Here is a 25118-nt window from a genome sequence, read left to right on the forward strand (position 1 = left end):
ACGGCTCAGTCGGCGCGCACGCCGTCGATGCGAATCCAGTCACCTTCCTGCGCGACGGCCAAGGCATCGAACCACGGCGAATACCGTTCGAGCAGCGCGTCCTCCTGCCCGGCGAGGATGCCCGACAGCGCGATCCGCCCGCCCGGCGCCACGCGCGAGGCGAGCGTGTCGGCCAAGGCATCCAGGGCCGAGGCCAGGATGTTGGCGACCACGACCGGATACTGCGCAACCGGTTCGTCCTGCGGCAGGAACACCGCCATGCGTTCGCCGACGCCGTTGCGTTCGGCGTTGTCGTGCGTCGCGATCAACGCTTGCGGGTCGTTGTCCACGCCCACCGCACGCCCCGCACCGAGCTTCAGCGCCGCGAGCGCGAGGATCCCCGAGCCGCAGCCGAAATCGAGCACGGTGCGTCCGTCGAGTTCGCCCGCATCGGCGAGGGCATCGAGCCATTGCAGGCACAGCGAGGTCGTCGGATGCGTGCCCGAGCCGAAGGCCAGGCCGGGATCCAGGCGCACGACCGCGGCGTCGTCGGCCTGCGCTTCCTCGGGCAGGTCGCGATTCCACGGCACGATCCAGGTGTGCGCGCCGAAGGACAGCGGCACGTACTGGTCCATCCACGCGCGTTCCCAATCCTGGTCGGCGACGTTGCGGAAATGCGCGCGCGACCAATCGAGCTCCGGGTCGAAGGCATCGAGTGCGGCGAGCAGCAACAAGGGATCGGCGTCGTGCGGGAACAACGCCGTCAGCACGAGCTCGCCCCACAAGGGCGTTTCGCCCACGCCGGGTTCGAGGATCGCGCGTTCGTTGGGCGTGTCGCTGTCGGCATCGAGCAGCGTGACGGCGAGCGCGCCGATGTCTTCCAGCGCGTTTTCGTAGCGCGGCTGTTCGACCTGGTCGCAGCGCAGGGTGAGTTCGAGGTACGGCATAGGGGCGGCAGTGTACCGGCCGCCCCGTGATTGCGCGGACTCAGTGCCCGAGGATCCCGCGCAGCAGCTTCTTCGCCTTGGATTCCTGCGGCTGCTGCGGTTGCGCCGGGTCCTGTGCTTCCTGCTGCTGCATCGCGCCCATGTCCAGGCCGAGCATTGCGGTGGCGGTGGACTTGTTGCGCACGCGCACGTTCCATTCCGGGTTCCAGGCGACCTTCGGGTCGGCCGGCTTCGGCGGATAGACGATGTTGCTCTCGGGGCCGAAGGCGATCATCTGCAGCATGCCGCCCGCGGCCTGGCCGTTGGTGGCGGCGAAGATGCCCTTCGGGATCGCGCACGAGGTGACGCTCGGCGCGAGCACGACCTTGTCCTTGATCCACTTGTCCACCGTGGACGGCGGCAGGTAATCCATCACGCCCATGCCCGCGTCGCCGGTTTCCGAGCTGCTCCACAACACCAGCGCATCGCCCTGCATGCCCATCGCGGCGAGGAAGTAACCCTTCGCGCGATCCACCGACTGCCACTTCCAGGTCTGGCCGCTCTCGAGCGAGCCGCTGGAGGTGAGCGCGATCTTCGGCATGAAGTCCTGCATCTGCGTCAGGTCGAACTGCATCGAGGCGGGGATCTGCTCGCCTTCGATCTTGTGCGCACCGACGAGCGACCCGTTGTCCGGCACCATCTTGCGGTGCTTCTCGTTCGGCCACAGCGCGTAGGAGGGGCCGACGTCGACGGTGCGATCCGGTGCGTAGCGGCCCTGCATCGTCGAGCCCCACTTGGAGGTGTCGCCGACCAGCTTGCCGTTCTTCACTTCGAATTTGATTTCGCGCGGCTGTCCCGCGCGCACGTCCAGGCCGCAGCCCCAGTAGATGAGGATGCGCGCCTTCGCATTGCCGTCGGCGTTGCCGTAAGGCGTCTTGCCGCCGGGCTGCGCGCGTTCGGGCGACTTCGGCGGCACGAGCGGCAGCGTCTTGCCGAGCTGCAGGCCGGCGGGAACCAGGTCCTCGGCTTCCTTGCCGGGATTGAGCTGGTTGAGCAACGCGATGTCGACGTAGCGCCCCGGCAGTCCGGGATAGTGCGCAGCGCCGTAGTGGTTCTGCATCTGCTCGCCACCGAACATGCGCATCGCCGCGCCGCCCATCCCGCTGGTCATGTTGGGCATGCCCGGCATCGCGTGCGTGGCGACATCGAGCCACAACTGCGTCTTCGGGCCCTTCGCGGTCTCGCTGGCGGCCGGCACGCCGATCAGGACGCCGACGAGCAGCACGGCGAGTGCGGCGCGCTTTGCATTGCGCACGCGGGCGAGGTTGCGATGGTGGGCGCGGAAGAGGGTGCGAGCTTGCATGGAGGAATCTCGGCGGGAACGAAAACACCCGCAAGGTGGCGGGTGCAGGAAAGTGAACGCGGCGCCGATGCCGGACCGGCCACGAACCCATCGGGAATCCGTTCAGCCTTCCCGTCGTTCCTGCGTTTGTCGCGCCAGGATCCACTCGCGCCGCCGTTGCAACAGGCGCACGCCGCCATGCAGGTAATACAGGCTGAAGACCACCGTCAGCCCGATCAGCACCAGGTGGCAACGCCCTTGCAGCATCGCCGCGGGGTAACGGTGCACCAGCCACCACGACGCGCCCTGGAAGGCGATCGCGAGCGGCATCAACAGCACGATGTTCTCGCGCTGGTCGCGCACGATGTCCTCGTACAGCAGGCGTTCTTCAGGCGTTCCGAAGTCGTGCGACTGGCGTTGCACCACGCGCAGGTCCCACGCATACAAGCCCCACACCGCGACCGCGTAACACGCATTGAGCGCGAACCAGGCCTGCGGATCGGATACCTGCGTGAGGGCCGCCGCTTCGATGAGCGTCGCGCCGAAGTAACCGAAGGTATGGCCGAACTCGAGCGGCCAGCCGATGAAGCTCAGGGTGTGGATGAGCGAACGCGACCAGAAGATCAGGATGACCAGCAGGCCGGTGAAGATGTACGGCCAGGTTTCCCATTCCAGGTGCAGCATCGGCTGCACCGACACGCCCGCCAGCACGGCGAGCGCGAGGCCCTGGATGATCGAGATGAGCGTGAGCTCGATGCCGACGACGGTCTTGTCGAGCTCGATCTTTGCTTCGCGGCGGAGTTTCGTTGGGGTGTGCATCGTTCCCTCCGCCGCGAATATCCGTCAGACGATGGACAAGGACTTCTCTTTCCGCTCCGCGAGGCGCTTCTCGAGGTAGTGGATGTTCTGCCCGCCCTGCTGGAAGCCGCCATCGGCCAGGATGCGCTGCTGCAGCGGGATGTTCGTCTTGATGCCGTCCACCACCATCTCGCTCAGCGCCACGCGCATGCGCGCGATGGCGGTGGCGCGGTCCGGGCCGTGCACGATGAGCTTGCCGATCATCGAGTCGTAGTTCGGCGGGACGCGGTAGCTCTCGTAGATGTGGCTGTCCACGCGCACGCCCGGGCCACCCGGGGCGTGGAAGTGCTGGATCAGGCCGGGGAAGGGCATGAAGGTGTCCGGATCTTCCGCATTGATGCGGCATTCGATCGCGTGGCCTTCCAGCACGATGTCTTCCTGCCTGATCGAGAGCTTGTTGCCCGCGGCGATCATCAGCTGTTCGCGCACGAGGTCGATGCCGGTGACCATTTCGGTGACCGGATGTTCGACCTGGATGCGGGTGTTCATTTCGATGAAGTAGAAGCGCCCGTTCTCGTAGAGGAACTCGAACGTGCCCGCGCCGCGATAGCCGATGCGGATGCACGCTTCCACGCACACCTTGCCGATCTCCGCGCGCTGTTCCGGCGTGATGCCCGGGGCCGGCGCTTCCTCGACGACCTTCTGGTGGCGGCGCTGCATGGAGCAGTCGCGTTCACCGAGGTGGATCGCGTTGCCCTGGCCGTCGGCGAGCACCTGGATCTCGACGTGGCGCGGGTTCTCGAGGAATTTCTCCATGTAGACCATGTCGTTGCCGAAGGCGGCCTTCGCCTCGGTCTTCGTGGTCTGGATGGCGCTGTGCAGGTGCGCTTCGGTGTGGACCACGCGCATGCCGCGGCCACCACCACCACCGGCGGCCTTCACGATCACCGGATAGCCGATTTCGCGCGCGATCTTCACGTTGGTCGCCGCGTCGTCGCCGAGCGGGCCGCCGCTGCCGGGCACGCACGGCACGCCGGCGGACTTCATCGCACGGATGGCTTCAACCTTGTCGCCCATCAGGCGGATCGTGTCGGCCTTCGGCCCGATGAAGATGAAGCCGGATTGTTCGACGCGTTCGGCGAAGTCCGCGTTCTCGCTGAGGAAACCGTAGCCCGGATGGATCGCCTGCGCGTCGGTGACTTCCGCCGCGGCGATGATCGAGGCCATGTTGAGGTAACTGTCGGTGGACGGCGCGGGGCCGATGCACACCGATTCGTCGGCCATGGCGACGTGCTTGAGGTTGCGGTCCACGGTGGAATGCACCGCGACCGTGCGGATCCCGAGCGCATGGCAGGCGCGCAGGATGCGGAGCGCGATTTCGCCCCGGTTGGCGATGACGATCTTGTCCAGCATCGGCGCGGCCTCAGCCGATCACGAAAAGCGGTTCGTCGAATTCGATCGGCTGACCGCTTTCCACGAGGATCTTCAGCACGGTGCCCGAGACATCGGCTTCGATCGGATTGAACATCTTCATCGCCTCGATGATGCCGAGGGTTTCGCCGGCCTTGACCGCCTGGCCCACGGAGACGAAAGACGGCTTGTCCGGTGCGGGCGAGGCGTAGAACGTGCCGACCATCGGGGCGCGCACGACGTGGCCTTCCGGCAGGTCGCTGGGCTTGGCGCTGCCGCCGCTGGCGGCATCGGTCGGGCCCGCCATCGGCATGGCGGCCGGCGCGCGGTGTTCGACGTGCATCGGCGCCACCATCGGCGCGGCGACGGCCACGCCGCCGCGCGGAACGCGCGCCAGGCGGACGGACTCTTCGCCTTCCTTGATTTCGATCTCGGCGAGGTTGGATTCTTCGAGGAGATCGATGAGTTTCTTGATTTTGCGCAGGTCCATGGCGGGCCTCGGGTTCGTCAAAGGGAAAGTCGTTGGAGCGCGGCGTCGAGCGCGAGCGTGTAGCTCGACGCGCCGAAGCCGGCGACCACGCCGACGGCGAGGTCGCTGAAGTAACTGGTGCGGCGGAAGGGTTCCCGCGCATGCGGGTTGGACAGGTGCACTTCGATGAAGGGCAGGGCCACGGCGGCCAGCGCATCGCGCAGGGCGACCGAGGTGTGGGTGAACCCGGCGGGGTTCACCAGGAGGAAGGCGGTGCCGTCGGCGCGGGCGGCCTGCACGCGATCGACGAGGACATGCTCGGCGTTCGACTGGAGGGATTCGAGCGCATGGCCTGCGGCTTGGGCGCGGCGTGCGAGATCGGCGTCGATCTCCGCCAGGGTCGTGCGCCCGTAGACCTCCGGCTCGCGCGTGCCGAGCAGATTGAGGTTGGGGCCGTGCAGGACCAGCAGCTTCGCCATCGCGGGGGGCCGAGGGCCGGACCGGGAACAGGGGAGGCGAAGTCTGGCCCATGCCGACCCGGGTGTCCAGACGATCCCTTCGCAATCGCAGAAGTTCGCAGGACTTATGCCGACCTTTGAGTAGGCCCTCTAATTCCTTGCCCAGGCTGCGATTTCGCCCTCTTCGAAGGGCCCGATGCGCTGCTTCAGCAACCGCCCGTCGGCGGAGATCAGCACCGAATAGGGGAGCACGCCCTTCGGATTGCCCAGGCGCACGCCGGCATCGGCGGGGCCTGCGGCGTCGATGAGGATCGGGTAGGCCACCCCGGTGCGCGCGATGAAGGCGCGGACGGCCTGCGGGTCGTCCAGCGCGATGCCGACCACTTGCACGCCGTTCGACCCCTGCTCCCCGGCGAAGGACTGGAGCGCGGGCATCTCGGTCACGCAGGGACCGCACCAGCTCGCCCAGAGGTTGATGAGGACGGGGCGGCCTGCATAGGCGCCAGGCAGGTGGGTCTGTTGGCCCTGGAGATCGGGGAGCGTGAAGTTCGGGACGCGTTCGCCGCGTTTTGCGACTTCCAGGCCCGGGGGCGGCGGCGGTGCGCTCGCTTCCATCGCGGTACCCAACGCGCGCTGCCCGAGTTCGGTGCGCAGCAAGGGCCCCGGGCCGCTCGTCATCAGGCTCGCGACCACGCCCAGCGCACCGGCCAGGAGCGCGACGAGCACGACCTTCGTGCCGCTGGTCATTGCGCCGCGCCCTTGCGCACGCGTTCGACGAAGGCGTCGGTCTTCTCGAATCCGGTCAGGCGCAGGTTGCGGCGCTCTTCGCCATCATGGAAGAACAGCGACATCGGCGGACCGATGATGCCGAAGCGCTGCATCAGCGCCTGGTCCTGCGCATCGTTCGCGGTGACGTCGGCCTGCAGCAGTACGTAGCCGGCGAGCGCGTCGCGCACGACGGGTTCGGTGAAGGTGTACTTCTCCATTTCCTTGCAGCTCACGCACCAGTCCGCATAGAAGTCGAGCAGCAAGGGCTTGCCCGCGGCGCGTGCGGCGGCGAGTTCGCGGTCGAGATCCTCGACCGACTTGATGCGACGGAACACGACGCCTTCGCGCTTCTCGCCCATGACGCCGGCGAGCGGTTGCAGCGGATCGTGCCCGCCGGCGAACGCACCGAGCAATTGCGCCGCGCCGACGATGCCGAACACGAGCGCCGCGAAACGCGCCGCAAGCTTCGCGCGCGGCGTGCGGCCGATGCCGAACACCCACACCGCGGCACCGAGCGCGAGCAAACCCCACAGGCCCAGCGTCGCCGCACCCGGCAGCACGCGCGACAACATCCAGATCGCCAGGCCCAGGAACACGAAGCCGAAGACGCGCTCGACCGCCACCATCCACGGTCCGCTGGTCGGCATGCCCTTGCCCGCGGCGATGCCGAAGGCGATGAGCGGCGCGCCCATGCCGAGCGCGAGCACGAACAACGCCGCGCCGCCCAGCACCGGATCACGCGTCTGCGCGATGTACAGCACCGCGCCCATGAGCGGCGGCGCCACGCACGGCCCGACGATCAGCGCCGACAAGGCACCCATCGCCGCCACGCCCATCCACGACCCGCCATGCTGCTGGTCGCTCGCCGCACCCAGTCGCGCGCGCAAAGCCGCAGGCAACTGCAGTTCGTACAAACCGAACATCGACAGCGACAGCAACACGAACAAGCCCGCGAACGCACCGAGCACCCACGCGTTCTGCATCGCCGCCTGCAGGTTGAAGGCCGCGCCGAGCAAGCCCGCGAGCACGCCCGCGATGGTGAACACCACGGCGCTGGCGAGCACGTACACCGTCGACAGCGTGAACGCGCGCCACGCCCCGATGCGACCGCCGCGGCCCGCGATGAGACCCGAGAGGATCGGCACCATCGGCAACACGCACGGCGTGAACGCGAGCGCGAGGCCGGAGGCGAAGAACAGCAACAAGGTCCACGCGCGATCCTTGCCGGCCAGGCGCGAGGCGAGGCGCTGGTCTTCGGCGAGGGAGGTCTCCGTGCTTGCCGCGTTCGACGGCGCAGCGCTTTCGGTCACCGCGCCCACGTTGCCCGCCGGCAACGACACCGGCAGCGTGCGCGACATGACCGGATAGCAGATGCCGCCATCCTGGCATCCCTGGAACGACACCGTGAGCTGCGCATCGACGGGCCGCGCATGCGTGCGACCGACCGGCACCGGCACTTCCACCTGGTCGAAATACACGACGACGTCGCCGAAGTACGCGTCCTTGTGGTCCTTGCCCTGCGGCCAGCGCGGCGCGCCGAGCGACAGGCCTTCGCCTGCGATCTGCAGGTGCGTCTTGTCGCGATACAGGTAGTAACCGGGCGCAGGGGTGAAGCGCAGCAGCAACGTGTTGCCGTCCGCGGCGATCGCTTCGATCTTGTAAGCCTGTTCCGGCGGCAAGGGTTGCGCATCCACCGTGGGCGCAGCACCGATCAAAGGCGACGCATCCGGGCGCCGCGAAAAAATGTCGTCGCCCGTGGATGCGGTGGCCGCGGGCAGCGCCACGTCGATCGTGCGGCGCTGCGGCGGATAGCACACGCCGAGGTCCGCGCAGCCCTGGTACTTCACCGTCAACGCGACGCTGGTGGCCGTCGGCGCAACGGCTCCCGCGTACGTCGCGGTCAGCGATTCGCGATAAGTCTCGACGTCGCCGAAGAACTCATCGTGCTTGCGCTTGCCTTCCGGCATCGACAACACGCCGCCTTCGATGCCTTCCACCGAGGTGCGCTGGCGATACAGGTAATAGCCCGGCGCGATGCGCCAGCTGAGTTCGATGCGATCGCGCGACACGGCCTTGGCACTCAACGCGAAGGCCTGGTCGACCGGCAGCAGGTCTTTCTCGTCGACCGCGCGCGCATTGGGCGCATGCAGCGCGGAAGCGCCCACCAGCAGGGCGAGCGCGAACTTCGCGGCGAAGCGGAACATCGGGGGCATGCAGGGCTCGTCGATCAGGGGGCGGAAGGCGCTTGGACTTCGCGCGCGATCCACTGGAGGTAGTCGGGTAATCCGGCCGCTTCGACCGCCAGCAGCTCCGGCAGTTCGTAGGGGTGGAGTTCGGGCAGGCGCGCCTGGAGGGCGGGCAGCGCTTCGTGCGTGGTCTTGATGAGCAGCAGGACTTCGTCACCGCGCTCGATCGCGCCCTGCCAGCGGTACGTCGAGTGCACGCCGGGCACTACGCTCACGCAGGCGGCCAGGCGCGCGTCCACGAGCGCATCGGCGATGCGGCGCGCGGAGTCGGCGTCGGGACAGGTGGTGAGGCAGAGCAGGGCGGTCACGGTCGGGCGCCGTCGTGGGGCGCATAGCGTAACCGGCGGGCGGAGGCTTACTCCAAAGTGTCGTAGTAGGCGTCGCTGGTCATCAGCGATCGCGCGCGCGGGCGGCCGGTGCGTTGGCTCGCGAGTTCCTCCACCAGCTCCACCAGCGCCAGGCGGGCGCGCACGGGTGCTTCGCGGAAGGCCATCAGCAGGCGCTGCTCCAGTGAATCGTCGACCAGCAGCGCGTCCACCGCGGCCACCGAATCCAGGACGGTGTCGCGCGAAGGCGCCATCTGCCCGCGGCCGGTGGCCAGCCATTCGAACTGCACGCCCGTCACCATGGCGATCTCGCGCATGTGCTGGACGCTAGGGTTCTTGCCCTGGGGCGCTTCCCAGTGGCTCACGGCGCTGCGCTGCACGCCGACCGCCTGTGCGAGCTGGGTCTGCGACATGGCGGCGTGGCGGCGGGCGAGTCGGATGCGTTGCTGGGACGTCATGTGTCTCTTTTCGGGAACTTTCAGTGTGTCGAGGAGACGCGCCTTGCACGGTACAGGGGGCAAGCGGCAGCCGTGAAGCGCGGTTGCTAGCGCTGTTCACCCCGTGAATGATACTGGCACCAACCTGTATACTTTTGGTAGCGGATGCGTGCGCAAAGCGCACAGGGCCGTCGCAAACCCGCGATTTGCCTACCATTCGAACACCAAAACCGGCCGCCACCGCCCTTCACAACCCCGTGCGGCTCACCCATCCTTCGCGCCGTCGAAGGGATTTTCGGCGACAAGGGACTGGGGATGGTGGGCCCGGCGAGGGAACGCCAGCCAGGGACCGGCAAACCATCCTCCCGGGCGCGCACGGCAACGTGCGCGCCCTTTTTTTGCGCCCTTGAAACATCGCAGGCGCACCCTCAACTCTCGCGCCGTGCCCGGATTTCCGGGCCCTTTATTGCCGGTGTTTTGGCACTCGCTTCCGGCGACTGCTAGAATTCCCGCCCTTTCCCCAACTGCATCAACCACTTGCGAGGGTTGTCAATGAACATCAAGCCGCTCTACGACCGCGTGGTCATCAAGCGCATGGAAGAAGAAAAGATGTCGGCCGGCGGCATCGTCATTCCGGACTCGGCCACCGAAAAGCCGATCAAGGGTGAAGTCGTCGCCGTCGGCGAAGGCAAGGTCCTGGACAACGGCACCGTGCGCACCCCGAAGGTCAAGGCCGGCGACAAGGTGCTCTTCGGCAAGTACAGCGGCACCGAAGTGAAGCTGGACGGCACCGAATTCCTCGTGGTGAAGGAAGACGACATCCTCGCCGTCATCGGCTGAGTCGCGTCTTTCGCCCTCCCCCAGTTTCGAATCCCACATTCCGGAGTTATCAGCAATGGCTGCCAAGGAAATCCGTTTCGGTGAGGACGCGCGCGCGAAGATGGTGCGCGGCGTCAACGTGCTCGCCAATGCCGTCAAGGCCACCCTCGGTCCGAAGGGCCGCAACGTCGTCCTCGAAAAGAGCTTCGGCGCCCCGACGATCACCAAGGACGGCGTGTCCGTCGCCAAGGAAATCGAACTGGCCGACAAGTTCGAGAACATGGGCGCGCAGATGGTGAAGGAAGTCGCTTCGAAGACTTCCGACAACGCCGGCGACGGCACCACCACCGCCACCGTGCTCGCGCAGGCGCTGATCCGTGAAGGCATGAAGGCGGTCGCCGCCGGCATGAACCCGATGGACCTCAAGCGCGGCATCGACAAGGCCGTCACCGCGGCCGTCGCCGAGTTGAAGAACATCAGCAAGCCGACCGCCGACGACAAGGCGATCGCCCAGGTCGGCACGATCTCGGCCAACTCGGACGAATCGATCGGCAACATCATTGCCGACGCGATGAAGAAGGTCGGCAAGGAAGGCGTGATCACCGTTGAAGAAGGCTCGGGCCTGGAGAACGAGCTCGACGTCGTCGAAGGCATGCAGTTCGACCGCGGCTACCTCTCGCCGTACTTCATCAACAACCAGCAGTCGATGTCGGCCGAGCTGGATGATCCCTTCATCCTGCTGCACGACAAGAAGGTCTCGAACGTCCGCGACCTGCTGCCCGTCCTGGAAGGCGTGGCGAAGGCCGGCAAGCCGCTGCTCATCGTCGCCGAGGAAGTCGAAGGCGAAGCGCTGGCGACCCTGGTGGTCAACACCATCCGCGGCATCGTGAAGGTCTGCGCCGTGAAGGCCCCGGGCTTCGGCGACCGTCGCAAGGCGATGCTGGAAGACATGGCCATCCTCACCGGCGGCACCGTGATCTCCGAAGAAGTCGGCCTCTCGCTCGAGAAGGCGACCATCAAGGACCTCGGCCGCGCGAAGAAGGTGCAGGTCACCAAGGAAAACACCACGATCATCGACGGCGCGGGCGAAACCTCGGGCATCGAAGGCCGCATCAAGCAGATCAAGGCGCAGATCGAAGAGACCTCTTCGGACTACGACCGCGAGAAGCTGCAGGAACGCGTGGCGAAGCTCGCCGGCGGCGTGGCCGTGATCAAGGTCGGTGCCTCGACCGAAATCGAAATGAAGGAAAAGAAGGCGCGCGTCGAAGACGCCCTGCACGCCACGCGTGCGGCGGTGGAAGAAGGCGTGGTGCCGGGCGGCGGCGTCGCCCTGATCCGCGCGCTGGCCTCGGTCGGCAAGCTCTCGGGCGCGAACGAAGACCAGAACCACGGCATCCAGATCGCCCTGCGCGCGATGGAAGCCCCGCTGCGCGAAATCGTCACCAATGCCGGTGAAGAGCCGTCCGTCGTGCTCAACAAGGTCAAGGATGGCCAGGGCAACTTCGGCTACAACGCGCAGACCGGCGAGTTCGGCGACATGGTCGCGATGGGCATCCTGGACCCGACCAAGGTCACGCGCACCGCGCTGCAGAACGCTGCATCGATCGCCGGCCTGATGATCACGACCGAAGCGATGGTCGCCGAGCTGCCGAAGAAGGACGAGCCGGCGATGCCGGGCGGCGGCATGGGCGGCATGGGTGGCATGGATTTCTGATTTCGCGAAGCGAAGTCAGGCATTCGAGAAAGGCCCGCGAAAGCGGGCCTTTCTTTTTGCTGCTCCGTTTGCGAGTCACGGCGAATTGACGAAATCCAGTCGCCCATACACCCCGTGCGCTTCATCGTCCGGACCCGCGGCGAAGAACAACGTATCCACCGGCTGGTTGTTCAATCCGTTGCCGAACTGCATGCCCCACAGGCCGTCGATGTAGACCGGATACCCGTTCGGGCGCCGCAGTTGTCCGAGGAACGTGGTCGACGATGCGCCGTAGGCATTGATCCTCCCGTCGCCGAAGTTGCCCACGAGCACCGCGTTGTGGAACGTGCCGAACGCCGTCGGTGCGAGTGCCAGGCCCCACGGCGCGTTGAGCGTGCCGCGCGAGGCGAAGCGTTTGACGAACTTGCCGTTCGGTTTGAACACGCTCACGTAGCCGCAGCCTGCGCATTTGACTTCATCGTCGCCTTCCGCATTCTGCAGCGCATACGTCACGTAGAGGTCGCCGTTGATGGCCTGGATGCCGAACGGCGCGTAGTGCTTCGGAATGCCCACGTCGACGAAGCGCCCCGCGGGCAGCGTGAGTTTGTGGAACTGGCTGTCGTAGACATCGATCTTCGCGTGGAAGAAGTCGGTGGCGTACAGCAGTTGCGTCAGGCCGTCGCCGCTCAGCGCGAGGCCCTTGTAATTGGTGCCGTCGGCCGAGCGATTGACCACCCGGATCGCATGCGTGAGATCCACGCCCGGCGACCATGCGGCGATCACGCCCTGCTCGGTGGCGAACATGAAGCGCGCCGCTCCCATGAGGGCGCCTTTCTTCACGTCGAAGGCATCCGAGCCGTTGAACACGATGCCCGTCGGATGGCCGCCGGTGGTCATCGTGGGCGAGGGGATGTCGACGACCAGGGATTGCACGACGCCGTTGCCGTCGTACAGCGTCGATTTCATCCCGTCGGCGGAGGACACCCACACGAAACCGTAAGGATTGAAGGCGACGCCCCAGCCATTCACCAGGTTGGGATCGTGGTGTTCGGCGGGAATGCCGCCGACGTCGGACACCAGGGTGCGCTGTTTGTACCCGTCGGCCCAGGCCACGGATGAGGCCAGGCCGGTGGCGAGCGCGAGCGCCAGCACGGCGCGCGCGCGCGGATTGGGGATGAATGCATGCATGAGACCTCCACAGGGGGCGAGGCCGCTCGGCGCACCCAAGTGCATGCCCGGCGCCTCCTGTTGGGGTTCAACCAGGCCGCCACTTCCGCACAACCGCTTTGGCGCCCAAGCTGCCTGCGTTGGATTTGAACCAGCCGCCCCGGTCGGGGTAACTCACTGGCGACAGGAGGATTCGGATGGTGCTGCCGCCCCAGAAGGCCATTCCCATGGACGAGGTCGATCTGATCGGCCTGGTGGCGGTCGAGGACGTGCATGCGTTCGAGGCGCTGTATCGCGCCTACCACCCGAGGCTCCGGCGATTCCTGCGCGGCATGTTGCGGCAGGCGACCTTGGTGGACGAAGTCCTGGACGACACGATGTTGGTGGCATGGCGCAAGGCACACACGTTCGACGCGACCTCGCAGGTCTCGACGTGGCTGTTCGCCATCGCCTATCGACAAGCGCTCAAGGCACTGCGGCGCATGGATTGGTCGCTGCCCGATCCCGTCGACGAACCGGCCGCACCGCGCGAAACCGAACCCGACCGCGAACTCGCACAACAGCAATTGCGCGCGCGCCTGGATGAAGCGCTCGCGCACCTCACTCCAGAGCATCGTGCCGTGATCGACCTGACCTATTTCCAGGGCTACAGCTGCAAGGAGATCGCCGAGATCACCGATTGTCCCGTCGCGACGGTGAAGACGCGCATGTTCTACGCGCGCCGTCGCATGAAGGCGTTGCTGGGCGACGCAGGAGCGCAGGCGCTGTGAACGTGCTTCCCTTCGAAGGCCGGACCCACCGCGACGTCGAGCGGCTGCTGCCGTGGTACGTCAACGCGACGCTCGAACCCGGCGAAAGCGAAATGGTCCGCGCGCACCTCGGCGAATGCGCGCAGTGCCGCGCCGAAGTGGCGACCCTGCGCGGACTGCAGGACGCCGGCGCGCTGGAGGAACCGCACGAGACCGACACCCACGCCTTCGACCGCGACTGGAGTCGCCTGCGCAATCGCCTCCGCATGCAACGCCATATCGCCGTACGCTCGCCTGTGCAGCGCGTCCGCAGCGGCTGGCGCAACTCGGCGCCGTGGATGCGCCTCGCGGTCGCCGCACAGTTCGGCGTGGTCGCCGTGCTCGCGGTGATGTTGTTCCGCGGCGAACGCAACGTCGCGCCGAACGACGTCCACACGTATCGCACACTGTCCTCGCCCGCGGCGCCGGTCGCCACGGGCGACACCCTGCTCGTCGTGTTCGATCCCCGTCTCACCGATGCGCAAATGCGGGAGCTGCTCGGCGCAAACCACGCACGCATCGTCGACGGGCCGAACACGGCGGGTGCTTACCTCGTCGCAGCGCCACACGGGCAATCCGAATTCGTGCGCAATGCCTTGCGCGCGTCGCCCGGCGTGGCGATGGCCGAATCGCTGGCGCCACCGGCGCCGTCGGAGCGCTGAGTGCGCATCGCGTTCGCCCTCCTGCTCGCGGCCTGCTGGAGCGTCGCGCAAGCGGCGCCCGCCACGCCTCCCGACGAGTCGCGCCAACTCCTGGTCATGCTGCGCGCACCCGCGGCGCACGATCGTCCCGACGCCGGCTACGTCGGCGATTATGGCTCCGCTCCTGGCCACGCCGCGCGTGCGCGCACCGCCAAACGCCTCGCCGCCGCACACGGATTGCAACTGCGCACCGACTGGCCGATGCCGGCACTGGGCGTGGATTGCTACGTGCTCGAAGCATCCTCGCCCGAACAGGCGCAAGGCGCGGTGGCCGAGCTCGCGCGCGATCCGCGCGTCGAATCGGTGCAGGCGATGCAGGCCTTCGAAGTGCTCGAAGGCGACAACGGCGGCGATCCGCTGTACGCAGCGCAACCCGCGGCCGCCGCATGGAAGCTGCGCGACCTGCACGCCGTCACGACCGGGCGCGGCGTCACCGTCGCGGTGATCGACAGCGGCGTGTCTGCCTCGCATCCGGACCTGCGCGGCCAGGTCATCGAGTCGCGCGACTTCGTCGACGACGCGAATGCGAAGCGCGTGGTCTCCGAAGGCCACGGCACCGAAGTCGCCGGCCTCATCGCCGCGCGCGCGGACAACAAGCTCGGCATCGCAGGCATCGCGCCCGACGCGAAGCTGCTGGCCTTGCGCGCGTGCTGGCAGGACGCGGCCAACGACCGCGCGCGCTGCAACACGTTCACGCTCGCCAAGGCGCTGCAGTTCGCCATCGAGCGTCGCGCGCAGGTCGTGAACATGAGCCTGGGCGGGCCGAACGATGTCCTGCTCGGACGCCTCATCAACGTGGCCATGCAACGCGGCGCGAACGTCGTGGCCGCGGTGGATCCGCGCGCACCCGGTGGCGGTTTTCCGGCCGCGGAACCCGGCGTGATCGCCGTGGCCGGCAGCGAAGCGCGTGCGTTGCCGTTCCGCAGTTTCTTCGCGCCTGCCGATGGGTTGCCCACCACGCTCGCCGACGGCGGGTGGGGACTGGTGAACGGCAATTCCTTTGCGGCCGCACAGGTCAGCGGCCTGGTCGCGTTGTTGCGGCAGGTCGCACCACGCCTGTCGCCGTCGCGCGTCGGTGACGCCCTTGCGGCCGGACCTGCGCTAGGCTCGGCGGCGGTGCGACCCCTGCCGATCGATGCCTGCGCCGCCGTGGCGCGCGCCGGTCCCGGATGCGCCTGCGGATGCAGGCTCGCCGATTCGCGGGAGACGCCGCGCCACTGAGAGCGCGCGGTGCGTCATGCAGGACAGCAACGCCAGCGAAGGCGGGGTGCGCGGCGCGCGATCGTCGCGGCCTGCGCGCTCGCCTGCGCTTGCGCGGCGCATGCGCAGGTCTCGGGCAGCCTCGGTGTCGTGTCGGATTACCGCTATCGCGGCTATTCGCTGAGCGACGGCGATCCTGCGTTGCAGGCCAGCATTGCCTACGACGCGGACAGCGGACTCTATGGCGGGCTCTTCGCTTCCACCGTGCGCGACGCCGGCGAGGCAGGCGTGCAGCTGGTGCCCTACATCGGCTTCGCCAGGCGCGATGCGCAGGGCCGTAGCTGGGATGTCGGCGCGCGCTGGTCGCACTTCACCACCGACGACGCCTGGAACTACGCGGAGCTGCATGCAGGCGTGACCTTGCGCCGCGTCGCGTTGCGCGTGCATTACGCACCGGACTATTTCGGCCAGGTGTCCGACCTCTACGCCGAAGCCGACGGCAGCGTGCGCGTGCGCGAACGCCTGCGCGTGCTCTGGCATGTCGGCGTGTCGCACAGCGGCAGCCCCGATCGCCCCGTCTACGCGCAGGGCCCCGATCCGTATCCCGACAACGGGTATTCCAACGGCCGCTACGCCAACCAGGGCACGGACCGCACGCGCATCGACCTGCGGACCGGGCTGGCCTTCGAGACGAAGGTCTGCGATGTGCAGCTGACCTGGCAGTACGTCGACGACGGCGACGCTTCGCCCTACGCCGCCCCCTGGGATCCGAACGACCGCGCCGGCTGGGTCCTGGGGTGCGCGAAACACTGGTAACCCCATTCATTGTGCGCAATGCGCCCGCAAAAACGGCCTTCCTGTACCCGCGCGTTTTATTTTGCAGTGCAGCGTGCAATCGCAATAACGATTCCTTCACGATCAACGCGCATCCCGACGTGGGGGAGGGAGCAGGCCCGCAACCGGTTCGTCCGGGGCGGGCTTTTTATTTGTCGATGCGATGATGGGTGCGATGACGGACTCCGCCGACGCCTACATCGCACGCCAGCTCGACCGCCTGCGTGCCGTCCTGCCCACGCCCTGGGCCCCCGAAGCCGAACCCCACGTGCGCGCGTTCGTGCTCGCGAGCGATTTCGGCACCGACACCGTGTTGCGCCAGCCGAGCTTGCTCGATGCGCTGATCGGTGGCGCCGCGCTGGCGCAGCCGGAATTGTCGAGCGAATCGCGCGCCGATTGGGGCGCAATGCTGCGTCGCCATCGCGCGGCGGCCTCCACGCGCCTGGTGTGGCGCGACGTGGCGGGACTCGACGATGTCGACGCCACGCTCGCGGGCAGCACCGCTTTGGCCGAGCATTGCCTGCAACTCGCGCTCGATGCGCTCGAAGTCGAATTCGCCCAGCGCTTCGGCGTCGTGCGCGCCGCAGACCAGACCGTGCAGCGCCTGGTCGTGTTCGGCCTCGGCAAGCTGGGCGGCGGCGAACTGAACTTCTCCTCCGACGTCGACCTGGTCTACGGCTACGCGCACGACGGCGAAAGCGACGGCGCGCGTGCGTTGGCCGCGGAAGACTACTTCGCGCGATTGGGCCAGCAGCTCGCGCGCCTGCTCGACGAGGTCACCGCGGACGGCTTCTGCCACCGCGTGGACCTGCGCCTGCGTCCCTTCGGCAACGCGGGCCGCGTGGCGATGCCCTTCGCGGCGATGGAGTCCTACTTCCAGCGCGAAGGCCGCGACTGGGAACGCTATGCGTGGCAGAAGGCGCGGCCCGTGGCAGGCGACGCCGCGGCCGGCCATCGCTTCCTCGAAACGCTGCGGCCCTTCATCTATCGACGCTACCTGGATTACGGCGCGCTGGATGGGCTGCGGGAAATGAAGGCGGCGATCGCGGCGGAAGTCGCGCGCAAGGAACTCGCCGACGACATCAAGCGCGGCCCCGGTGGCATCCGCGAAATCGAGTTCCTCGTGCAGGCGCTGCAGTTGATCCGCGGCGGCCGCGAGCCGTCGCTGCGCGAGCGTCGCCTGTTGCTGGCCTTGTCGGCGTTGGTGGCGGCGGGGCAGGTGTCGGACGGCGCAGGCCTTGCGCTCGCCGATGCCTATCGCTTCCTGCGTCGGCTCGAAAATCGACTGCAGATGCTGCGCGATGCACAAACGCATGCGCTGCCGACCGGCGACCTGGATCGCCTGCGCATCGCGCGTGGCCTGGGATACGAGGACTGGACGGGTTTGCGCGAGGTGCTCGACGAACACCGCATGCGCGTGGCCACGGAATTCGAAGCCCTGCTTGCACCGCGCGGCCGCAGCGCGGCGCCCAGCGACCTGGCGACGTACTGGCGCGCGCTGCCCGACGCGGGCGACGCACGCGTGCTGGAGGAGGCGGGCTTCCGAGATACCGAGACGCTCGACGGAAGCCTGCGGGATTTCGCGCGCGCACCGGGCGTGCGCACGCTGTCGGATGCCACCCGCGCGCGACTGGATCGCGTGCTGCCGGCCTTGCTCGCCTCCGCGGCGCGCTCTTCGCAACCGGATGCGGCCTTGCGTCGCGTGCTGCCGTTGCTGCACACCTTGCTGCGTCGCGCGAGCTATCTCGCCTTGCTCGACGAACAGCCTGCCGCGCTGGCGCGCCTGGTCGATGTGGTTTCGGGAAGCGCGCTGCTCGCCGAACGCATCGCCGCGCATCCGCTGCTGCTCGACGAATTGCTGGATCGTCGTTCGAACGAGGCCTTGCCCGGTCGCGAAGCGCTCATGGCCGCCTGCGCAGAAACGTTGCGCGAAGACGACGCCGAAGCCGTGCTGATGGCCCTCAATGAAGTGCGCCAGGCCCTGAGCTTCCGCATCGCGCTGGCGACGCTGGACGCGCGCCAGCCTGCGCAGGAAAGTGCGCGGCAACTCGCCTGGTTGGCCGATGGCGTGGTCGCCGTCGTGCTTGCGCTCGCACGGCGCGAGATCGAACGCGCCCACGGCTCTCTTCCGGGGTCGCGCTTCGCGGTGCTGGGTTACGGCAGCCTCGGCGGCGAGGAACTCGGTTTTGGTTCCGACCTCGACCTCGTGTTCCTCTACGACGCCGCGACGGATGCGCATTCGGATGGTGCGCGCTCGCTGGATGCCTCGCGCTGGTTCGCGCGCCTGGCGCAGAAAATCGTGGCGCTGTTGGGAACGGTGACAGGTGCGGGCCGTTTGTACGATGTCGATGTGCGCCTGCGTCCGGACGGTGCGAAGGGCTTGCTGGTGTCGAACCTGGCGAGCTTCGCGGATTACCAGCGCGAGCGCGCGTGGACCTGGGAGCACCAGGCGCTCGTGCGTGCCCGCGGCGTCGCCGGCGACAACGCGCTGCTGTCGGAGTTCGAACGCGTCCGTGCGCAAACACTCGGCCGCACGCGCGATCCGGCGACCTTGCGCAAGGACGTGGTGCAGATGCGCCAACGCATGCGCGCCGAACTCGATCGCACCGATGCCGCGCGCTTCGACCTCAAGCAGGGCGAAGGCGGGCTCGTCGACCTGGAGTTCCTGCTGCAGTGGTGCGTGCTCGACCGCGCGGCGAGCGCGCCGGCGTGGCTGGAACCGCGCGATACAGCGGGCCTGCTGCGCCTGGCGTGCGACGACGGCGTGCTCGATGCGGCGCGCTGCGCGACGCTGACCTTCGCGCATGCCACGCTGCTCGATGCAGGCTTGCGTTGCACGCTGGATCGCCGCCCGCGCATCACCTCCGAAACCGAAGCGATCGCGTCGGCGCGCGATGCAATCCGCGGCGCGACGGCCGCGGCGGGCCTGGCCTTCGCCTAGCGGCGCATCCCGAGGCGCGTGCGCACTTCGGCGGCGACACGTTGCGTTTCGCGAAGCGGTTCCACCGGATACGCGGCCAGCGCGTCGTCGAATGCGCGCACGCGTCCGCGCGACTGCAGCGCGGCATGGAAGCGTTGCAAACGTCCCTGCGTGGTGTCGCCGCCGAGCACGAACACCGGCGCACGCGTCGCGCAGGCTTCGCTGAGCATGTTCACCGAATCGGGCGTGCAGACGATGCGGTCCGCCCACGCGAGCATGCCGGCGTAGGGGTTGTCGCTGTCGTCGCCGCCTGGCGTGGTCGGGGCGAACCAGCGCAGGCCCGGCACGTTGCCGCAGGCCTGCTTCAAGGTGGCGGCCCAGTCGGCCGGCGTGCGACGCGACGTGGTCGCCAGCAGGCTGCCGCGTTCATCGCCCACGCGCGCGGCCAAACGTTGCAAGTCGCGCGCGAGCGCGGCGGTGTCGTAGCTCGCGTGCGACGTCGGGCCGCCGAGCAACAAGGTCGTGCGCGGCGCGGCGAGCGGCGAGAGGATCGAAAAATCGCTGCGCGCCTGTGCAAGCCACAAATCGTCCACGCCATGCAGGCTGCCGATGAGCGTGATCACGTTCGCGCCCGATAGCCCGTCGTGCTCCGGCGCGACCACCACATCCCAGGATTCGGGCGGCAAGCGCGGATCGAGGATCTGCACCACGCGCGCGCCGCGCACGCGCAGCAGGCGCGTGGCGAGCGCCGCCTGACGGCCGCAGCCGATCGCGATGCGCGGTGGCGTGGACAAGGCACGCGCGAACTCGGGGCCGAACGCGCTCTCGGTGGCGGGCCAGGTGCGTGGTGCCACCCAGCGCCAGGGGGCGCGCGGGGCGAGCACGAGATCGCGCGCAGCGGGCAGGCCCATGGCCGCGGCAAGGGCACGCGCCTGGCGCACGTTGCCGGCGTGACCGTCGCTCAGGGTCCAGCATTCGTCGGCATGCGCCGCGCGTTCGCTTTGTCCCTTGGAGGCGGGCTGTTCCATCGCTGCGGCCGATCCGTTCCGGTCGCGGTCTCGGCCGCTTGACGCGCGACACTCTACACTGCGCGTCTTCCACCGACTGCGCACCACGGCACGGACCCGTTCATGGACCCCTTCAAGCCCACGCTTCCCGACGCATCGCTCGACCAGTTGTTCCGCCAGGCCCGCACTTACAACCGCTTCACGGGCGAGGTCGACGACGCGACGCTGCATGCGCTGTACGACCTGCTGAAGTGGGGCCCGACCACCTCCAACAGCTGCCCGGCCCGTTTCGTCTTCGTGCGTTCGCCCGAAGCCAAGGCCAAGCTGGGCCCCGCGCTCGACGAGGGCAATTACAAGAAGACGATGGCCGCGCCGTGCACGGCGATCATCGCCTACGACGTCGCGTTCTACGAAAAGGTGCCGGTGCTGTTCCCGCATACCGACGCGCGCGGCTGGTTCGACACCAAGCCCGCCGAGGACCTGCGCACGATCGCGCTGCGCAACGGCAGCCTGCAGGGCGCCTACCTGCTGCTCGCCGCGCGCGCGATCGGCCTGGACTGCGGCCCGATGTCCGGCTTCAACAACGCGATGGTGGACGAGGCCTTCTTCCCCGGCACCAGCTGGCGCTCCAACTTCATCTGCAACCTGGGCAAGGGCGATCCGTCGTCGATCTTCCCGCGCTCGCCGCGGCTGGGCTTCGACGAAGCCTGTCGCATCGATTGAACGCTTCGCCCCGTACCTTCCTCTCCCCAACGAAGGATTCCGCATGAATCGCTGCAAGCTGCTCGCCGCTTCGCTCCTGCTCGCCCTCGGTTCCGCCGGTGCCGCGCAGGCCGCGCCGAACACCTACAAGATGGACCCGAACCACACCATCGTCCTGGTCAGCTGGGATCATTTCGGCTACTCGCACCCCGTGGCCAACTTCGGCCAGGCCGACGGCACGCTGGTGTACGACGCGGACAACGTGGGCGCCTCGAGCGTGAACGTGACGCTGCCGATGTCGGGCCTGGATGCGCTCGTGCCCGACCTCACCGACGACCTGCGCAGCGAAGCGTTCTTCGATGCCGCCAAGTTCCCGAACGCCACCTTCAAGAGCACGAAGGTCGAGAAGGCAGGCGAGGGCAAGCTGAAAGTGACGGGCGACCTCACCATCCGCGACCAGACCAAGCCGGTCGTGCTCGATGTCACGCTCAACAAGATGGGCGAAGGCCGCAACGGCGCGCCGAAGATCGGGTTCAGCGCGACCACGACGATCAAGCGCAGCGAGTTCGGCGTCGTGAAGTTCCTGCCGAACGTCGCCGATGAAGTCGACGTGCGCATCAGCACCGAAGCAACGGTGCCGAAGGCGGCGAAATGATCGTCGCGCGGCCCGCCGGCGAACGCGGCAAGGCGAACTTCGGTTGGCTGGACAGCCAGCACACGTTTTCGTTCGGCCAGTTCCACGACCCCAGGTGGATGGGGTTCGGTCCGCTGCGCGTGATCAACGAAGATCGCGTGGCGCCGCGCGGCGGGTTCCCGCCGCACCGCCACGCCAACATGGAAATCATCAGCTACGTGTTGTCCGGTGCGCTCGCGCACCGCGACGACACCGGCAGCGAAGGCGTGCTGCGCCCGGGCGAAGTCCAGTGGATGAGCGCCGGGCACGGGATCGAGCACAGCGAGTTCAACGGTTCGGATAAAGAACCGGTGCATTTCCTGCAGATCTGGATCCAGCCCGATCGCCTCAACGCGCAACCGGCGTACGTGCAGCGCGCGTTCGATCCGGCGGCGCGGCAGGGCAAGTGGGCCACGCTCCTCTCGCCCGACGGCGCGGACGGCACCATCGCGATCCGTCAGCAGGCCTGGATGCGCGGCGTGCGCCTGGCACAAGGCGAGGCGGTCGAGCTTGCGCTGGATCCGGCGCGCCGCTACTGGCTGCACGTGGCGCAGGGCGAAGTGAGCCTGGATGGCCACCCGCTCTCCGCCGGCGATGCCCTGGGCCTGGTGGACGAGGGCGGCGTGCGTTCGCTCGCCGGCCGCGGGACCGGCGTTGCGGATGTGCTGGTGTTCGACCTGCCCGAGTAAGCGGGCCTGACGCCTCGTTCCGCGGGGCGGCTGCTAAACTCGCGGCCCCGTGTACGAGCAAGATTGCGCCATGGCCGACCCCCGTCCCACCGCCGCCGCGCCCGCCAATGCGCAGCAACGCTACGAGGTCCGCCGCGCCGACCTGCCGTTGAGTTGCCCGCTGCCGTCGATGGCGCTGTGGAATTCGCATCCGCGCGTGTACCTGCCGATCGAAGCAGAGGGCGGCGAGAGCCAGTGCCCTTACTGCGGCGCGCATTTCTTCCTGGTCGACTGACGCGCGCGACCAGGCCACCTCCGCGATGGCCACCCGCACGGTCGTGCAACTGCTGCCCGCGCTCGAGTCGGGCGGCGTCGAACGTTCCACCCTCGAGATCGCCGAGGCGCTCGTGCGCGCCGGGCATCGCGCGTTCGTGGTTTCCGCGGGCGGGCGGCTGGTGCCGCGGCTCGAAGCGCTCGGCGCGAAACACATCACGCTCGACATCGGACGCAAGTCGCCGCTGACGCTGCGCCATGTGCCGGCGTTGCGGCGCCTGTTCGAAGAGCAGCGCGTCGACATCGTGCACGCACGCTCGCGCTTGCCCGCATGGCTCGGCTGGCGTGCGCTGCAGGGCATGGGCTACCGACGCCCGCATTTCCTCACCACGATGCACGGCCTGAACTCGCCTTCGCGCTACAGCGCCATCATGGCGCGTGGCGAACGCGTGATCTGCGTGTCGGAGACGGTGCGCGCGTACTTGCTGCAGCACTATCCGAAGACGAATCCTGCGTGCCTGCGCGTGATTCCGCGTGGCATCGATCCTGCAGCCTTCCCGCGCCAGCCGTGGCCCGACCGCAATGCGCGTTTGCGCGTGGTCGCGTTGCATCCGGCGCTCGCCGGCGAAGGTCCCTTGCTCGCGATGCCCGGCCGCGGCACGCGGCTGAAAGGCCACGCCGATGCGTTGGCGCTGCTGGCGGCGCTGCGCGCGCAAGGCCGCGACGCACGCTTGTGGATGCCGGGCAGCTTCGACGAATCCCGCGCCCATTACGTCGCCGAACTCGAAGCCTCGGCGCGCACGCTCGGGCTGAGCGACGTCGTGGCCATCACCCCGCCGACCGACAGGATTTCGGAAGCCTACGCCGCAAGCGACCTGGTGCTGCAGCTCTCGCGCAAGCCCGAGGCCTTCGGCCGCACGGTGCTCGAAGCGCTCGCCTCCGGCCGCCCCGTGCTCGGCTGGGACCATGGCGGCGTCGGCGAACTGCTCAGGGCGCTGCAGCCCGAAGGCGCAACGCCGCCGTTCGATGCCCTCGATCTTGCCCACAGGGCGAACGCGCTGCTGGACGCACCGAAGCCCGCTGCGGTTACGATGCCGCACACCTTGCACGCCATGCAGGAAGCGACGCTCGCGGTCTATGCAGAACTCGATCCCCGGCACTGACCTCCAACAGGCCCCCGCGGGCTGGCGCTGGGCGCCGGCGTGGGTGCTCGCGTTCGTGATCCTGTGGCCCGCGCCCGGCATCGCCGAAGGCGTGATGGTGCTGGGTGCGCTCGCGGCGATCTTCAAACTCCTCGCCGCCCGTTTCCGCGGTGCGCCGGGCTTGCTGAGCGGCCCGGCGTGGGCGCTGACCAGCGTGCTGTTCTTCGCGTACTGGTTGCCCGAAGCCGTGTCGTCGATCGATGCGGTCGACCGGCTGCGCGCGCTGCGCGAATCCGCCGTCGACCTGCGTTATCTCCCGTTCCTGTGGTTGGTCGCCTCCGCGGTCGCCGACGCGCGGGGTCGACGCATCACCTTCGGTGGCCTGGCGATCATCGTCGGTGCATGGACGGTGGATGCGCTGCTGCAGGCGATGACGGGCACGAGCCCGCTGTTCTTCGGCCTGGACGCGATCAAGCACCAGATCAGCGGACACGGCATGTGCACGGATGCCGCCGCGGCGAGCGTGGATCGCCTGAGCGGCTTCCTGGGCCCATGCAACCTCAAGCTGGGGCAGATCATCGCGAGCCTCTCGCCGTTCGCGTTGATCGCCGCGGCGAAGCGCTGGGGCATCGTCGGCTGGTGCGTCGCGGCCGCACTGGTCGGCGCGGTCATCCTGCTGTCCGGCACGCGCGCGGCGTGGATCTCGTATTCGCTCGTGCTGCTGTGGTCGGGCTGGGGGCTGCTGGGCTGGAAACGCCTGCTCGCCGTGTTCGCCTTCGGTGCGATCTCGATCGCGGCCCTGGGCGTGTTCGTGCCGCAGGTGCAGGAACGCCTCGTGCGTTCGACGCACCTGCTCGCGGCCAACGAGTCCGACGTGGACAACGCGCTGTCCGGTCGCGGTCGCATCTGGTCGGCGGCGTGGTGCATGTATCGCACGCACCCGATCAATGGCGTGGGCGCGCGCGGATTCCGCGATGCCTTCAACGACTGCGACCCGGAGCGCGGACAACTCGCCGCGTGGGGCGAAGGCCCCGCGCTGCACGCGCACCAGTTGTTGCTGGAAGTCGGCAGCGAAACGGGGACGTTCGGGTTGTTGATGTGGTTTGCAGGCGTCGCGCTCGGCTGGCGTGCGTGGCGTTACTCGGATGCGAATGCGCGCGAGAACGCCCGCGCGGCGATGCTCGCGCTCGCGGTCACCGTCTTCCCGTTCAACACGCACCTGGCGTTCTATTCGACGTTCTGGGGCGGCGTCACCTTGCTGTTGGCGGCCTTGTTCGCAGGCAGCCTGCTCGCGCGCGACGCGGAGGCGGCCGCGGTAACCGCGTCGAAGCCCACGTGAGTGCGACGCCGGACGCGGGCGCGCGCAGGCCGC

Annotated in this window: 25 protein-coding genes; 13 read left to right on the top strand and 12 right to left on the bottom strand. The window is 68.2% G+C overall.

The window, feature by feature from the left end:
* Nucleotides 1-5: 5 nt before the first annotated feature.
* The 10 genes from prmA to LVB87_RS06510 all read right to left on the bottom strand — a co-directional run bounded on the left by prmA (nt 6) and on the right by LVB87_RS06510 (nt 9180).
* The gene (prmA, locus tag LVB87_RS06465; RefSeq protein WP_232900071.1) at nt 6-926 is read right to left on the bottom strand and encodes a 50S ribosomal protein L11 methyltransferase; all 921 of its coding nucleotides are present in this window, start codon (nt 924-926) and stop codon (nt 6-8) included.
* 40 nt (nt 927-966) lie between these two features.
* Nucleotides 967-2268 carry a hypothetical protein gene (locus LVB87_RS06470; RefSeq protein ID WP_232900072.1) on the bottom strand — a complete coding sequence of 434 codons (1302 nt, stop codon included), beginning with the start codon at nt 2266-2268 and terminating at the stop codon, nt 967-969.
* Between the two features lie 102 nt (nt 2269-2370).
* Nucleotides 2371-3066 (bottom strand): hypothetical protein, encoded by a 696-nt coding sequence (locus LVB87_RS06475; RefSeq protein WP_232900073.1) that lies wholly within the window; start codon nt 3064-3066, stop codon nt 2371-2373.
* 24 nt (nt 3067-3090) lie between these two features.
* Nucleotides 3091-4458 carry an acetyl-CoA carboxylase biotin carboxylase subunit gene (accC, locus tag LVB87_RS06480; RefSeq protein WP_232900074.1) on the bottom strand — a complete coding sequence of 456 codons (1368 nt, stop codon included), beginning with the start codon at nt 4456-4458 and terminating at the stop codon, nt 3091-3093.
* A gap of 10 nt (nt 4459-4468) precedes the next feature.
* Nucleotides 4469-4945 (bottom strand): acetyl-CoA carboxylase biotin carboxyl carrier protein, encoded by a 477-nt coding sequence (gene accB, locus LVB87_RS06485; RefSeq protein WP_232900075.1) that lies wholly within the window; start codon nt 4943-4945, stop codon nt 4469-4471.
* A 17-nt stretch (nt 4946-4962) separates the two neighbouring features.
* Nucleotides 4963-5403 (bottom strand): type II 3-dehydroquinate dehydratase, encoded by a 441-nt coding sequence (gene aroQ / locus LVB87_RS06490; protein WP_232900076.1) that lies wholly within the window; start codon nt 5401-5403, stop codon nt 4963-4965.
* Nucleotides 5404-5532: 129 nt separating this feature from the next.
* Nucleotides 5533-6129 carry a TlpA disulfide reductase family protein gene (locus LVB87_RS06495; RefSeq protein WP_232900077.1) on the bottom strand — a complete coding sequence of 199 codons (597 nt, stop codon included), beginning with the start codon at nt 6127-6129 and terminating at the stop codon, nt 5533-5535.
* Nucleotides 6126-8363, bottom strand: a complete 2238-nt coding sequence (gene dsbD / locus LVB87_RS06500) for a protein-disulfide reductase DsbD (RefSeq protein ID WP_232900078.1) — start codon at nt 8361-8363, stop codon at nt 6126-6128. Before dsbD ends, LVB87_RS06495 begins: the two co-directional genes overlap by 4 nt.
* A gap of 14 nt (nt 8364-8377) precedes the next feature.
* The gene (gene cutA, locus LVB87_RS06505; protein WP_232900079.1) at nt 8378-8704 is read right to left on the bottom strand and encodes a divalent-cation tolerance protein CutA; all 327 of its coding nucleotides are present in this window, start codon (nt 8702-8704) and stop codon (nt 8378-8380) included.
* 47 nt (nt 8705-8751) lie between these two features.
* The gene (locus tag LVB87_RS06510; RefSeq protein WP_232900080.1) at nt 8752-9180 is read right to left on the bottom strand and encodes a helix-turn-helix transcriptional regulator; all 429 of its coding nucleotides are present in this window, start codon (nt 9178-9180) and stop codon (nt 8752-8754) included.
* Nucleotides 9181-9711: 531 nt separating this feature from the next.
* Between LVB87_RS06510 and groES the strand changes: the two genes are divergently transcribed.
* Nucleotides 9712-9999: a co-chaperone GroES gene (gene groES, locus LVB87_RS06515; RefSeq protein ID WP_232900081.1), complete on the top strand. Its 288-nt coding sequence runs from the start codon at nt 9712-9714 to the stop codon at nt 9997-9999.
* A gap of 55 nt (nt 10000-10054) precedes the next feature.
* Entirely contained in the window at nt 10055-11692 is a 1638-nt protein-coding gene (groL, locus tag LVB87_RS06520) for a chaperonin GroEL (RefSeq protein ID WP_232900082.1), read from the top strand.
* 75 nt (nt 11693-11767) lie between these two features.
* Here groL and LVB87_RS06525 read toward each other — a convergent pair whose 3' ends face one another.
* Nucleotides 11768-12859, bottom strand: coding sequence for a TIGR03118 family protein (locus tag LVB87_RS06525; RefSeq protein WP_232900083.1), 1092 nt, complete (start codon nt 12857-12859; stop codon nt 11768-11770).
* A 176-nt stretch (nt 12860-13035) separates the two neighbouring features.
* On the opposite strand from LVB87_RS06525, the gene LVB87_RS06530 reads away from it, so the two are divergent.
* From LVB87_RS06530 to glnE, 5 genes are all read left to right on the top strand, one after another.
* Complete coding sequence (locus tag LVB87_RS06530) at nt 13036-13608, top strand: sigma-70 family RNA polymerase sigma factor (RefSeq protein ID WP_232900084.1); 573 nt, start codon at nt 13036-13038, stop codon at nt 13606-13608.
* On the top strand, nt 13605-14288 hold the full coding sequence (locus LVB87_RS06535; RefSeq protein ID WP_232900085.1) for a zf-HC2 domain-containing protein: 684 nt from the start codon (nt 13605-13607) through the stop codon (nt 14286-14288). The genes LVB87_RS06530 and LVB87_RS06535 overlap by 4 nt, the downstream gene beginning before the upstream one ends.
* Nucleotides 14289-15548, top strand: coding sequence for a S8 family serine peptidase (locus LVB87_RS06540; RefSeq protein ID WP_232900086.1), 1260 nt, complete (start codon nt 14289-14291; stop codon nt 15546-15548).
* A 9-nt stretch (nt 15549-15557) separates the two neighbouring features.
* Nucleotides 15558-16343: a TorF family putative porin gene (locus LVB87_RS06545; protein ID WP_232900087.1), complete on the top strand. Its 786-nt coding sequence runs from the start codon at nt 15558-15560 to the stop codon at nt 16341-16343.
* 184 nt (nt 16344-16527) lie between these two features.
* Nucleotides 16528-19302, top strand: coding sequence for a bifunctional [glutamate--ammonia ligase]-adenylyl-L-tyrosine phosphorylase/[glutamate--ammonia-ligase] adenylyltransferase (gene glnE / locus LVB87_RS06550; RefSeq protein ID WP_232900088.1), 2775 nt, complete (start codon nt 16528-16530; stop codon nt 19300-19302).
* On the opposite strand, the gene LVB87_RS06555 is transcribed toward glnE, so the two are convergent.
* On the bottom strand, nt 19299-20309 hold the full coding sequence (locus LVB87_RS06555) for a mitochondrial fission ELM1 family protein (protein WP_232900089.1): 1011 nt from the start codon (nt 20307-20309) through the stop codon (nt 19299-19301). The two genes, glnE and LVB87_RS06555, sit on opposite strands and share 4 nt — an antisense overlap.
* Before the next feature lie 102 nt (nt 20310-20411).
* Between LVB87_RS06555 and LVB87_RS06560 the strand changes: the two genes are divergently transcribed.
* The 6 genes from LVB87_RS06560 (at nt 20412) to LVB87_RS06585 (ending at nt 25085) form a co-directional block, all read left to right on the top strand.
* Nucleotides 20412-21011: a malonic semialdehyde reductase gene (locus LVB87_RS06560; RefSeq protein ID WP_232900090.1), complete on the top strand. Its 600-nt coding sequence runs from the start codon at nt 20412-20414 to the stop codon at nt 21009-21011.
* Nucleotides 21012-21054: 43 nt separating this feature from the next.
* Nucleotides 21055-21645, top strand: a complete 591-nt coding sequence (locus LVB87_RS06565) for a YceI family protein (RefSeq protein WP_232900091.1) — start codon at nt 21055-21057, stop codon at nt 21643-21645.
* Nucleotides 21642-22352: a pirin family protein gene (locus LVB87_RS06570; RefSeq protein WP_232900092.1), complete on the top strand. Its 711-nt coding sequence runs from the start codon at nt 21642-21644 to the stop codon at nt 22350-22352. Before LVB87_RS06565 ends, LVB87_RS06570 begins: the two co-directional genes overlap by 4 nt.
* A 70-nt stretch (nt 22353-22422) precedes the next feature.
* Nucleotides 22423-22626, top strand: a complete 204-nt coding sequence (locus LVB87_RS06575) for a zinc-finger domain-containing protein (protein WP_232900093.1) — start codon at nt 22423-22425, stop codon at nt 22624-22626.
* Nucleotides 22627-22651: 25 nt separating this feature from the next.
* The gene (locus tag LVB87_RS06580; RefSeq protein ID WP_232900094.1) at nt 22652-23767 is read left to right on the top strand and encodes a glycosyltransferase; all 1116 of its coding nucleotides are present in this window, start codon (nt 22652-22654) and stop codon (nt 23765-23767) included.
* On the top strand, nt 23742-25085 hold the full coding sequence (locus LVB87_RS06585) for an O-antigen ligase family protein (protein ID WP_232900095.1): 1344 nt from the start codon (nt 23742-23744) through the stop codon (nt 25083-25085). The genes LVB87_RS06580 and LVB87_RS06585 overlap by 26 nt, the downstream gene beginning before the upstream one ends.
* Nucleotides 25086-25118 lie beyond the last annotated feature (33 nt).

Origin of the sequence: Lysobacter sp. KIS68-7 (genome assembly GCF_021284745.1) — a bacterium.
In the GTDB taxonomy this organism is placed as follows: domain Bacteria; phylum Pseudomonadota; class Gammaproteobacteria; order Xanthomonadales; family Xanthomonadaceae; genus Noviluteimonas.